This window comes from Nonomuraea sp. NPDC050691 (assembly GCF_040654455.1).
Taxonomy (GTDB): domain Bacteria; phylum Actinomycetota; class Actinomycetes; order Streptosporangiales; family Streptosporangiaceae; genus Nonomuraea.
In genome coordinates, this window is the sequence record NZ_JBFAIA010000002.1 from 15,910 (window position 1) to 28,014 (window position 12,105).

Annotated in this window: 10 protein-coding genes; 7 read left to right on the forward strand and 3 right to left on the reverse strand. The window is 69.5% G+C overall.

Features of this window, described 5'->3' with window-relative positions:
• The first annotated feature begins 200 nt into the window (after positions 1 to 200).
• Positions 201 to 584, forward strand: coding sequence for a DUF3224 domain-containing protein (locus tag AB0H81_RS01035; RefSeq protein ID WP_358367390.1), 384 nt, complete (start codon positions 201 to 203; stop codon positions 582 to 584).
• On the opposite strand, the gene AB0H81_RS01040 is transcribed toward AB0H81_RS01035, so the two are convergent.
• Together AB0H81_RS01040 and AB0H81_RS01045 are read right to left on the reverse strand one after the other, a co-directional pair.
• Complete coding sequence (locus AB0H81_RS01040) at positions 572 to 1,408, reverse strand: virginiamycin B lyase (RefSeq protein ID WP_358367393.1); 837 nt, start codon at positions 1,406 to 1,408, stop codon at positions 572 to 574. The genes AB0H81_RS01035 and AB0H81_RS01040 overlap by 13 nt on opposite strands.
• A complete protein-coding gene (locus tag AB0H81_RS01045; protein WP_358367769.1) occupies positions 1,402 to 2,889 on the reverse strand; it encodes an ABC-F family ATP-binding cassette domain-containing protein in 1,488 nt (495 codons plus the stop codon). The genes AB0H81_RS01040 and AB0H81_RS01045 overlap by 7 nt, the downstream gene beginning before the upstream one ends.
• A 60-nt stretch (positions 2,890 to 2,949) precedes the next feature.
• Here AB0H81_RS01045 and AB0H81_RS01050 point away from each other — a divergent pair, with 60 nt between their 5' ends.
• The 6 genes from AB0H81_RS01050 (at position 2,950) to AB0H81_RS01075 (ending at position 10,360) form a co-directional block, all read left to right on the forward strand.
• Positions 2,950 to 3,537, forward strand: a complete 588-nt coding sequence (locus AB0H81_RS01050) for a TetR/AcrR family transcriptional regulator C-terminal ligand-binding domain-containing protein (protein ID WP_358367396.1) — start codon at positions 2,950 to 2,952, stop codon at positions 3,535 to 3,537.
• Between the two features lie 487 nt (positions 3,538 to 4,024).
• Entirely contained in the window at positions 4,025 to 5,038 is a 1,014-nt protein-coding gene (locus AB0H81_RS01055; RefSeq protein WP_358367397.1) for a LacI family DNA-binding transcriptional regulator, read from the forward strand.
• A gap of 111 nt (positions 5,039 to 5,149) precedes the next feature.
• Entirely contained in the window at positions 5,150 to 7,273 is a 2,124-nt protein-coding gene (locus AB0H81_RS01060) for a glycoside hydrolase family 36 protein (RefSeq protein WP_358367400.1), read from the forward strand.
• 45 nt (positions 7,274 to 7,318) lie between these two features.
• The gene (locus tag AB0H81_RS01065; RefSeq protein ID WP_358367403.1) at positions 7,319 to 8,635 is read left to right on the forward strand and encodes an extracellular solute-binding protein; all 1,317 of its coding nucleotides are present in this window, start codon (positions 7,319 to 7,321) and stop codon (positions 8,633 to 8,635) included.
• A 7-nt stretch (positions 8,636 to 8,642) separates the two neighbouring features.
• Positions 8,643 to 9,542: a sugar ABC transporter permease gene (locus AB0H81_RS01070; protein ID WP_358367406.1), complete on the forward strand. Its 900-nt coding sequence runs from the start codon at positions 8,643 to 8,645 to the stop codon at positions 9,540 to 9,542.
• Positions 9,539 to 10,360 (forward strand): carbohydrate ABC transporter permease, encoded by an 822-nt coding sequence (locus AB0H81_RS01075; protein ID WP_358367409.1) that lies wholly within the window; start codon positions 9,539 to 9,541, stop codon positions 10,358 to 10,360. Before AB0H81_RS01070 ends, AB0H81_RS01075 begins: the two co-directional genes overlap by 4 nt.
• 632 nt (positions 10,361 to 10,992) lie before the next feature.
• Here the strand turns inward: AB0H81_RS01075 and AB0H81_RS01080 are convergent.
• A complete protein-coding gene (locus tag AB0H81_RS01080; RefSeq protein WP_358367413.1) occupies positions 10,993 to 11,994 on the reverse strand; it encodes an NADP-dependent oxidoreductase in 1,002 nt (333 codons plus the stop codon).
• Positions 11,995 to 12,105 lie beyond the last annotated feature (111 nt).

A 12,105-nucleotide genomic window follows, 5' to 3' on the forward strand; every position in this document is an offset into this window, starting at 1 on the left:
CGCGACCACCACCGTGACCAGCAGCGGCAGCGGGAAATGGGTCAGTCGACGACCTGGACCTGGACCGAGCCCTGATGACCTGCTGGAGGCCCTGCTCAGCCGAGCTCGCCCAGGAGTGCAGGACTCTGCCTGGAATCACCGCACCAAAGGCGTCATGGGCCGCTGCGACCGCAGGGTCAGGAGCGGCTAACCTCGGCCACATGACGGAACGCACCATCAAGGCTGGATTTGAGATCGTGAAGTTCGACGAGTCGGTGTATGAGGAGCCCGCTGAGGGCCCGAAGCTGACCCGGGTCACGATCCACAAGCGCTACCAGGGCGCGATCGACGGGACAGGCGTCGCCGAGGTGCTCACTGCGCAGGGAACGGCGGGCGGGGGTTACGTGGCCTCCGAAAGGATCGAGGGCGCGCTGGACGGTCGGCACGGCACCTTCGTCATCCAGCACGGCGGCCTGGCCGACGGCTCCGATCAGTCCAGCTACGGGAGCATCATCCCCAATTCCGGGACCGGGGACCTGGCCGGGATCTCCGGCCAGGCGATGGAGTTCGAGTTCCAGGTGCTCACGCTCGTCTACACGCTGTGACGCGTCAGGGCGCCGGATTCCATCGCGACCCAGATCGCCCCGTCCGGACCGACGGCGAGGCCGTGGGGTTCCGCGCCCTCCAGCGGGAAGTCCTCGATCTTCCCGTCGGTCGTGACACGGGCCAGCCTGCCGGCACCCCACTCGGTGAGCCACAGCGCGCCGTCCGGCCCTGCCACGATGGCGTGCGGCCGGGCGGCGCGGTCGGGCAGCGGGAACTCGATGATCGCGCCCGAGGTGTCGATCCGGCCGACCTGGCCCGCGCCGATCTCCACGAACCACAGCGCATCGTCCGGTCCCGCGCAGATGCCGACCGGTGCCGCGCCCGGTGTGGGCAGCGGGTACGTCGACACCTCACCGTCGATCGTGATACGGCCGATCGCATTGCCCTGGTTGAGCGTGAACCACAGCGCGCCGTCCGGCCCTGTGGTGATCGCTGAGGGCATCGCGCCGGTGCCGGGCAGCGGGTACGACGACACCTGTCCGTCCGGGGTGATGCGTCCGATCCGGTCGTCCTGCAGTTGGGTGAACCACATGGCCCCGTCGGGGCCGGCGGCGATGCCGTACGGCGAGGTCACCTCGAACGTGGTGACAACGCCGTCCACGGTGATCCGCCTGATCCGGCCGCCGGCGAACTCGGTGAACCACAGCGCGCCGTCCGGTCCCGGGGTGATGACCGTGGGCTGACCGTCGGCCGGATCGAGAGAGAACAGCGTGGGTTCCGCACCCGGCACGACCCGGCCGATGCGGCCCTGATGGACGAGGGTGAACCAGAGCGCGCCGTCGGGGCCGCAGGTGATGCCGTACGGTGAACCGTCGATCAACATGGAAGAGAGATCTCCTTACCGGTGAAGCGGCGCCGTAGCGCCCGGTCGTGCGTGACTACCACGAGCGTGCCCTGGTAGTCGGCGAGCGCCTGCTCGAGCTCCTCGACCAGGGTGAGCGAGAGGTGGTTGGTGGGTTCGTCCAGCAGCAGCAGGTCGTGTTCGCCCGCCAGCACTTCGGCCAGCGCCAGTCGCCGCCGCTGGCCCTCGGACAGTGCGCCGACTTTGAGGTGCAGCGCCTCGCGGTGGAACAGGCCCGTCGCGAGCAGGGCTTCTGGGTCGCCGCCGTAGGTCTCCATGACCGTCTTTTCGGGGTCGAAGGTGACTTCCTGCGCGAGGTAGCCTGCCTGCCGGCCGGCCTGGGCCGCGATGGCCGCCAGCAGCGTCGACTTGCCCGCGCCGTTCGGCCCCGTGATCAGCAGCCGGTCGCCCGCTTCGATCCGCAGCCCACCGTGGTCGACGTGCGTGCCGGCGCCCGCGAACCTGCCGCGGAAACACAAAGGCTTGGGCGGTCGCGGTACCGGGTCGGCTTCCAGGCGGCGCAGGCGTTCTGTGGCTTGCCGTACCCGCGAGGCGACCGAGCTCTGCACGCGGCCGGCGTTGCGGTCGTAGGCCATCTTGTTGTTGTCCTTCATCTCGCGGCCCAGCGCGACGCGGCGTGCCGTGGTCGCGGCGAACTCCTTGACCTGCTCGACCTCCTCCCGCCAGGCGGCGTAGGCCTGCTCCCAGCGCTGCCGGGCGGCCGCCTTGTCGGCCAGGAACCCGGTGTAGCCGCCGCCGAACCTGGTGATCGTGCCGCCCTCGACCTCGAGGATCGTCGTGGCCACCCGGTCCAGGAAGGTCCGGTCGTGTGAGACTGCCACCACCGTGCCCTTGTGAGCGCGCAGCCGGTCCTCCAGCCAGGTGAGCGCCGCCTCATCCAGGTGGTTGGTGGGTTCGTCGAGCAGCAGGATCTCTGGTGAGGCGGCCAGCACGCAGGCCAGGCCGAGCCGGGCCTGCTCGCCGCCTGACAGGGTCGACAGCTCGCGTGAGCGCTCGATCCGGGCCAGGCCGAGCCCGTGCATGGCCTTGTCGACGCGGGCGTCGGCCTCGTATCCGTCGCGGGCCTCGAAGGCGGTGAGCAGTTCGCCGTACAGGGCCAGGTCCTGCTCCTCGGCGGCGCGCTGCATGTCGCGCTCGAGTGCGCGCAGCTCGGCCAGCGCGGCGTCGACGGCCTGCTGGACGGTGTGGTCGCCGGGCAGGTCGAGGGTCTGGCCCAGGTAGCCGACGCCGCCGGCGGCCGCCACCGTCACCTCGCCGTCGTCTGGCCGGTCCACCCCGGCGATGATCCTGAGCAGCGTGGACTTGCCGGAACCGTTCTCGCCGACGATCCCGGCGCGCTCGCCGGGCCGGATGCTGAAGGTGAGCTGGTCGAGGACGCGGTGCTCGCCGTAGGACTTCGAGACTCCCCGGAGGGAAAGCTGTGTAGTCAGAGGAACTCCAATCGCAACTGCTGTAGCTTTAAGCTAGCAGGAGAGTTCCCCTTAACGCAACTGGAGTAGATTTTGGACAGACGTCCTGGCGGTCGCAGCGCCCGCGTGCGCGACGCCGTACGACAGGCGACCCTCGCCGAACTGGCCGAGCACGGCTCCAACGGGTTGACGGTGGAGAACGTGGCGATCCGCTCGGGCGTGCACAAAACCACCGTGTACCGGCGATGGGGCAGCGCGGAGGGCCTGATCGCCGACGCGCTCGAACTGGCCAAGGAGGAGCCGTGGCCGCTGCCCGACACCGGCTCACTCCGCGAGGACCTGCGGGAGATCGCCGGGCTGGTGCGAAGCGGGTTCGCCGATCCGGTCGCCGGGCCGATCTCCGCCGCATTCGTGTCGGCCGCCGTACAGAGCAGCGGGCCCGCGCAGGCGCTGCACGCCTTCTTCGCCGCCCGCCACGAACAGGCGGCGGAAGTGGTACGACGGGCGGTCGCGCGGGGCGAGCTCCCCGCCGACACCGACGTGGCGGACGTGATCAGAACGGCCGTCGCGCCCATCTACTACCGGCTGTTCATCACCCACGAATCGGTCACCGAACGCGACGCTGAACGTGCGGCGGACGCTGCCCTCGCCGCCGCCCGCGCCGGCGTCCTGCACTCCTGACGCCCGATACGCAGGGGATGGAGAAGCCTCAGGGGTGGACAGGAAGTCGCGACGGCGGCCGCTCGTCATCGGCCGCCACGGGTCTGCTCCGGCAGTGACCAGCACGCGGGCGTTGTCAGGGCGGTTCGATCGCCTTCCTGATCATCCACGACACTTCTCGTTCCTGCGACTCGGCGTACCTGCGGAGACGGTCTTCAACTCCATGTCCACCCGTACGGGAGACAGGGGCGTCCGGTCGCTCGTCATTGACGGCTTCCTTTCGTGAGCGTGACCATCAGGGCCTCTTCGGACTCCCGTACGGTGCTGTCGCGGGTGTGCCGGGGCGATGGCGGTGCGGCGCTCTGAGAGGCTTTCGGCGCCTCGTGCGCCTCCGGAGCGGCGGCGGAGATCGCGTCCAGCGGGGCCGGTTGGGCGCGTCGACCTGCCGTATCCGGCCGCAGGAGTCGCCCGTCCAAGCCTTCACCTCCTGCTATGTACGCTTACCGGTGTGACCCGCCGCTCGCACACCCGTCCTCCCGTCCTCGCGGACGTGGCGAGGGTCGCAGGAGTGTCCGTCCCCACGGTGTCTCGGGTGCTGAGCGGCTCCGCGCCGGTGAGCGCCGACAAGCGCAGGCAGGTCCTGCGCGCGATCCAGGAGCTGGGATACCGCCCCAACGCCGCGGCGCGGGCCCTGGCGACCGGCAAACGCTCGATCATCAGCGTGCTGACCAGCGACACCACCAGGTACGGCTACGCCAGCGCGATTCGCGGGATCGAGGAGGCCGCCCGCGCGGTCGGCCTGGTGGTTGCCCTCACGCTGCTGGACGGCGACGACGAGGAGTCGGCGCGGGTCGCCGTGGACCTCGCGCTCGGCCAGCCGCTCGCCGGGGTGATCGTGCTCGAGTTCGACATCCAGGGCAGCCGGGCGCTGGCCGCCCTGCCCGAGACGATCCCCGCGGCGGCGGTCTCCTCCGCGGGACGGGGGAGGAGCATCCCGCGGGCCCTGTTCGACGACCACGCGGGCGCCCGTGACGCGACCAACTACCTGCTCGGTTTGGGCCATCGCACCGTGCACCACGTGGGGATACCGGCGTCCGGCAGGCCGAGCGGGCGGCTGCTGGGCTGGCGGGAGGCCCTGGAGGCGGCGGGAGCTCCGGTTCCGGAGATCGTGGAGAGCGACGAGACCCCTCGCTCGGGCCTCCAGGCCGGTGCGTACCTCGCCAGGCGCGGCGACGTGACCGCGGTGCTGTGCGGGAACGATGAGGTCGCCTTCGGCGTGATCAAGGCGTTCCAGGACGAGGGACTGCGGGTCCCCGAGGACGTAAGCGTCGTCGGCTTCGACGACCACCCGCTGGCGGAGATCTGGACGCCGTCGCTGACCACGATGCGCCAGGACTTCGCCGAACTGGGACGCATGGCGGTCGACTTCCTGCTCGGCCGGCTGGCCGGCGTGCCCGTCGAGGCGACGCACTCCACCCCGCGCCTCGTCATGCGCAAGAGTGCGGCTCCCCCCGCCAGCTGAGGCTCACGTTTCGAAAGCGTTATCAGAGCATTTCCCCTGGTCCTCTTGCGACCTTGCTTGATAAACGCTTTCATGACTGAACCGCACTATATGTCCGGCTTAAGGAACGTGATGACGAGCAGAACCATCCAGTGGCGTCCCGGCTCCCTGGAGCTGGTCCTCGATCGACCCGAGGACGCTCCGATCCGCATCGCGAGGCTCGGGACCGCGTCACCCGCACCGGGCGAGGTGCTCCTCTCCCGGGTGCAGCCGCTGGTCGAGCTGATGGTTCTGGGGGAGGGCCGGGCGCTGTCCAACACCCGGTTCAGCGACACCGCCGCGGGATCGCGGCTCCGCTTCGCGGACGCCGTCGAGCGTGCGGACGGCGACTGGCGCGAGCTGCGCGTGAGGCAGCGTGACGAGATGACCGGGCTGGAGGCCACCAGCGTCTTCCGCGCCAGGACGGACGTCCCGGCCGTCCAGACCTGGACCGAGGTCACCAACACCGGGCCGGTTCCCCGCGTGCTGCAGATGGTCTCGTCCTTCGCCTCCGGCGCGCTGGCCGAGACGCCGGACGACGGCGACCCGGTCCTGTGGCGGGCGCGGACTGACTGGTGCGCCGAGGGCAGGTGGGCGGGCATCCCGTTGTCCGGTCCTGACGGGCTGGCGGACATCAACGGTGAACTGCACGGGCACGACGGTCGGGGCGCGCTCGTCACGGTGAGCAAGAGCACCTGGTCCTCGGGCGAGTACCTGCCGACCGGCGTCCTGGCCGACGCCCGCACCGGCCGGGCCTGGGGCTGGCAGATCGAGCACAACGGCGCCTGGCGCTGGGAAGTGGACCGCCGCCGCGGCGGGGTGAACGCCGTCGCCCTCGTGCTGAGCGGTCCCACCGACCTCGACCACCAGTGGAGCACCCGTCTGGCCCCGGGGGAGCGGTTCGTCACCGTTCCCGTGTCCGTCGCCGTGTCCGACGAGGGCCACCAGGGAGCGCTGGCCGCCCTCACCCGGCAGCGCAGGGCGATCCGCCGCGCGCATTCCGCGGGGGACGCGCTGCCAGTCGTCTTCAACGACTACATGAACACCCTGATGGGCGACCCGACCACCGAGCGCCTGCTGCCGCTCGTCGACGCCGCCGCCGAGGCGGGCGCGGAGTACTTCTGCGTCGACGCGGGCTGGTACGACGACGGCGGGCACTGGTGGGACAGCGTCGGTGAGTGGCGCTCCTCGACCGGCCGCTTCCCCGACGGCGGGCTCGCCCGGGTCTTCGACCACGTCAGGGCCAGGGGCATGCGCCCCGGCCTGTGGCTGGAGCCGGAGGTCGTCGGCGTGCGCAGCCCGGTCGCCGCGCTGCTGCCCGACGAGGCGTTTCTGAGCCGGAACGGCGAGCGCGTCGTCGAGCACGGCAGGTACTTCCTCGACTTGCGCCACCCCTCGGCCAGGAAGCACCTCGACGAGGTGATCGACCGGCTGGTACACGGCTACGGAACCGGATACTTCAAGCTCGACTACAACGTCACCCCGGGACCGGGCACCGACAGGGACGCGCTCCAGCCGGGCGAGGGACTGCTCGCGCTCAACCGCGCCCATCTGGAATGGCTCGACGACCTGCTCGACCGGCACCCGGAGGTGATCTTCGAGAACTGCGCCTCGGGCGCGATGCGGGCCGACTACGCCCTGCTGTCCCGCCTCCAGCTGCAGTCGACCTCGGATCAGCAGGATTTTCGCCTCTACGCCGCCATCGCGGCCTCCGCGCCCGCCTCGGTGCTCCCCGAGCAGGCGGGCAACTGGGCCTACCCGCAGCCCGGGATGCCCGCGGAGGAGGCGGCCTTCACCATGATCAACGGCCTGGCGGGGCGGCTCTACCTTTCCGGTCACCTCGACGGGATGAGCCCCGCCGAGCGCGAGCTCGTCGCGGACGGGGTGGCAGTGCACAAGCGGACCAGGGCCGAGATCGCCGCGGCCGAGCCGTTCTGGCCGCTGGGGCTGCCCACCTGGTCCGACGACGTGATCGCGCTGGGCCTGCGCACCGGCGAGACGATGCTCCTGGCCGTGTGGCAGCGAGACGGCGGGCCGCACGACATCCAGCTCGACCTGCCCGGCCTGCGCGGGCGCGGCCTCCGCGTGGAGACCGAATACCCGGCTGCACTGCCCAGCTGGCAGCACCGGTGGGAGGCCCCCGCCGCGCGGCTCACGCTCCGCCCCGCCGTACCCGGACCGACCGCACGCCTGCTCCGCCTTCAGCCGACAGATTGAAACCCTTCTAGTGTTAACGCTCACACCCCCCAACCGAGGAGAATCATGAAGACGCGAGGCCTTTCCCGTACGGCTGCCGCCATGTGCGGCGCGCTGCTGCTGGCCGGCTGTTCTGCGGGCAACCCCGAGACGTCCTCCGCTCCAGCCGCAGCGACCGCGTGGCCCGACCCGGGCGCGTCCCTGCAGGGGGTGACGCTCACCCTGTGGATGTCGACGCAGACCGCCTCGATGGCCGACAACGTCATCAAGGCGTTCGAGGCCAAGACCGGAGCGAAGGTCAACAAGGTCGTCATTCCCGACGTCTACGAGACCAACGCGCCGACCAAGCTGGCCACGGGCGCCAAGCCGGATCTGGCCACCTGGCAGCCGACCGGCAGCATGCTCGCGCTCCTCAAGCCCGCCACCGACCTGCAGAGCCTGGACGGCGCGCCATGGCTGGCCAAGCAGACGCCGGCCATCCAGAAACTGGGCCTGGTCGACGGCCGCCACTACGCGGCCTTCGTCAACGTCCCCTCGGTCCTCGGGATCTTCTACAACAAGGCCGTGTTCCAGAAGGCGGGCATCACGGACCCGCCGACGAACTTCCAGGAGTTGCTCGCCGACGCTCAGAAGATCAAGGCGGCGGGGGTGGCGCCGTTCTTCGGCGCCGCCGGCGATCAGTGGCCGACCCAGTGGTGGCCGCAGGTCCTGCTGGCCGAGGCGTCGAAGAGCGGCCTGTGGGAGCGGGTCAGCCAGAACAAGGAGAAGTTCACCGATCCGACGATCCTCGGCGCCGTCGAGCAGTTCCAGGACATGGTGAAGCAGGGTCTGTTCAACAAGGACGACAAGACCTCCAAGTACACCGAGTCGGGCCCGGCCCTGCTCAAGGGCAAGGCGGCGATGGTGCTGCAGCTCACCTCGTTCGCGTCGCTGATGCAGTCGACGGCGGACACGGCGACCATAGACCGGGAGATCGGCTGGTTCCCCATCTCCAAGGACGGCAACCTCGCCACGTCGGTGCCCGGCGGCGACAACGCGCTGGTCGCCTTCAAGACCGGAGATGCCAAGCGGGAGGCGGGCGCCCGGCAGTTCCTGCGGTTCTGGCTGGAGACCTACTACCCCGAGTACGTGAAGTCGGCGGGCACCGTGTCGATCGAGCCCGCCGTACCGGCTCCTGACGGGGTGCCGGAGGTCGTGAAGCAGGCCACGGCCGCGCTGGACGACGCGGCCGGTTCGATGCAGCAGAACGCGGCGGTGAATCCGGACTTCTACGTGAACCTGGCGAACATGGTCAACGGGACCATGACCCCCGAACAGGTGACCTCCACGACGCAGTCCCAGTTCGCCCAGCTCGCGCAGGCGCTTGGGATCAAGGGCTTCTGACGGCCGTATGATCTCCTCTCTCTCGACCGATCGGCCGCCGCGGCAAGCGGTGCTGTACCCGAGCTGGTTCCTGGCCCCGGCGTTCGTCGTGCTGGCCGTCTTCTTCTTCCTGCCGACGGTATTCAACTTCGTCTATGCGTTCACCGACTGGTCGGCCTTCCACAACGACATCCGCCCTGTAGGGCTGGCGAACGTCGAGGCCGTGCTGTCCAACGGCGCCCTGCTGTCGTCGCTGCGGATCACCATCGTCTATGCCTTCCTGGTCGCGATCATGCAGACCGGGTTCGGGCTCGGGCTCGCCCTGCTGCTGGAGCGCGACACCCGGATCAACCGGTTCGCCAGGGTCGTCTTCTTCATCCCGGTGCTGATGTCGGCTTTGGCGGTGGGGTACACCTTCCAGGCGCTCCTCAAGCCCGACGGTCCGGTCAACGGCTTCCTCGGCGCGCTCGCCGGCCAGGACGTGACGATCCCGTGGCTCGGCAGTACCACCTGGACGGTGGTGACGGTGGCCTTCGTGAACTCCTGGAAGTGGATGGGGCTGGCGATGGTGATCTTCCTCGCCGGTCTCAAGACGATCCCCGCCGACGTGCTGGAGGCGGCCAGGATCGACGGGGCCGGCAGGTGGAGGACCTTCCGGTCGGTCAGGTTCCCGCTGATCGCCCCCGCCGTGACCTTCAACGTCGCGACCGCGCTGCTGGGCTCCTTCAACGGGTTCGACACGATCCTGGCCACCACCGGGGGAGGGCCCGCCCAGCAGACCGAGGTGCTCGACATCTACATCTTCCGCGTCTACGGCAACGGCCTGTTCGCCCAGGCGACCACGATGAGCCTCGCGCTCCTCCTCCTGGTCACCCTGCTGGCCTTCCCCGTCATCGGATACCTGCGCAAGAGGGAGCGCGTCCTGTGAGGATCTCTCGCTTCGTCCACCCGGCCGTCGTCCTCGTCCTGTCCGCCGTGGTCATCGGGATCCCGCTGTGGCTGGCCCTGGTGACCTCGGCCAAGTCGCAGGGTGAGGCGAACCTGCCCGACCTGTCGCTCCCGCGGGTGTGGCACCTGTGGGAGAACTACTCCCAGGCGTTCACGCAGGGCCGCGTGCTGTGGGGGCTGTTCGGCAGCCTGCTGGTGATGGTGCCGTCCGTGGCCGGGGTACTGATCTTCGGCTCGCTGGCGTCCTGGGTGCTCGCCCGGCGGGCGGGGCGCGCCATGGCCGTGCTCTACGCGGCCGCGATCAGCGGGATCATCCTGCCGCCCGCCGTCGTCACGATCGTGCTGCTGCTACGGCAACTCCACCTGGCCAGCACGCCGATCGGGATGATGCTGGTCTACATGGGGATGTACATGTCCCTGGTGATCTTCTTCGTCACCGGTTTCGTGCGGACCATACCGGTCGAGGTGGAGGAAGCGGCCCGCATGGACGGCGCACGGCCGCTCGGCATCTTCATCAAGGTCGTGCTGCCGCTGCTGCGCCCGGTCATCGCGACCGCCACGATCTTCATCTGCCTCTACATCTGGAATGACGTCTTCTACGCCTTCTTCGTGCTCGGCGGCGGAACGTACTCGACGCTCCCGCTGAACCTGTACTCGGTGGCGAGCAGCAACCTGTATCAGAACAACTGGAACCTCGTCTTCGCCTACGTCGTGCTCATGAGCCTGCCGCTGGTCGTCGTCTTCGTCATCGCCCAAAGACGGATCATCTCCGGCATCACTGGAGGAGCCGTCAAGTGACGGTGGCCCGCTGCTGGTCGGGCTGCCCGTTGCAGGCCAGATCCACGCCCACCGCCCGGATCTCCTTCCGGGCTCTGAAAGAGGCAGTGGCAGGTGACGGCCCCCGGCTCCCGTGAGCCATACCCGCCCGTCCAGGGCCCTCGCTGGATAGGCCGCGGGAAGCGATCTTCGCGATACCCTCAGCGACCCAGGCCAGACCTACTTGTGAACGCCCCACCAGGAAGATGCAGGTGAGAAGGGCGTTTGGAGTAATCCTGAGGCCCTTTTCCCGTGGCTGGAAGTCGATGGGAGCCAATCGGGGAGCCATCTCACTCGGACTCTCTCCCCGTGTCGGCTGTCGCCGAAGATGGTGTTCATGGTCTGGGCATCCAACTCATGATGGAGACGGACGAGTGACGCAGTTCGCGGGGTGACCAGCCGGTTCCGATTGCCGCGCTCTTGGTGGTCTTGCGGAACGACCGTCGCACGTTCGAGGCGTCCGAAGGTGGAGCGGCAGACGATCAACCGCTCGGTGCCGGGGACGTTGACCACGATCGCGCCGGAGTCCAGGCGGCGCAGATGCTCGGTCCGGACCCTGGCCAGTCTCCCGTGTCGGCGACGGTGACAACGAACACCTTCTGGCGTGACGAGTCTCAGAGCCGCACGAGCATCTTGCCGACGTTGCCGCCGCGCATCATGTCCAGAAAGGCTGAGGGCGCCCGCTCGATGCCCTCGGCCACGGTCACCTCGGTGTGCAAGGAGCCGTCGGCCAGCCAACCGGCCGCCTTCGCGATCCATTCCGGGAACAGGTGGAAGTAGGAGTTGATCAGCATGCCGCGCAGGGTGGCGTCCTTGGCGGCCAGGGTGAACAGGTTGCTCGGGCCGGGGACCGGCTCGGTGGCGTTGTAGGAGCTGATCGCTCCTACCATCGCGATCCTGCCGCCGTGGCGCAGCGCGTCGATGGCCGCCACCAGGTGGTCGCCGCCGACGTGGTCGACGTAGACGTCGATGCCGTCGGGGGCGGCCTCGGCCAGTTGTTCGGCGACCGAACCGGCACGGTAGTCGATCGCGGCGTCGTAGCCGAAGTCCTGCACGAGCTTCTTCGTCTTCAGCGTCCCGCCTGCGGAACCGATCACGCGGGAGGCCCCGAGCTTGCGGGCGAGCTGCCCGGCGACGCTGCCCACCGCCCCGGCCGCCGCCGAGACGAGGACCACATCGCCCTCCCGGACGGGGGCCACGTGGGTCAGGGCCGCGTAGGCGGTCAGCCCGGTGGTGCCCAGCACGCCGAGCCATGCCTCGGCGGGGGCCAAGGAGAGGTCGGCGACGGTCGCGGCCGCGGCGTCCACCGCGGCGTACTCGCGCCAGCCCATGAAGTGCACGACGGTCGCGCCCACCGGGATGTCGTCCGAGCGCGAGGCCACGACCTCGCCGATCGCCGAGCCGTCCAGAGGTGCGCCGAGCTGGAACGGCGGCAGGTAGGACTCGGCGTCGTGCATGCGCTCGCGCATGTAGGGGTCGACCGACATCCACGTGTTACGGACCAGCACCTGGCCCTCGGCCAGATCGGGCAGTGTGGTGGTGACCAGCGCGAAGTTCTCCGTGCCGGGCTCACCGACGGGGCGGGCGGCCAGCTGGATCTCACGGTTCACGGTCATGGTGGTGCTCCTCGTTCGTCGTGCCGTCTGTTTCGAGAACCACTGTGGACGGGGGCGCGCACGATCGGCTGGGGGTTCGCTGCGGGTACGGTGACCAGGTGCGATTCGGTG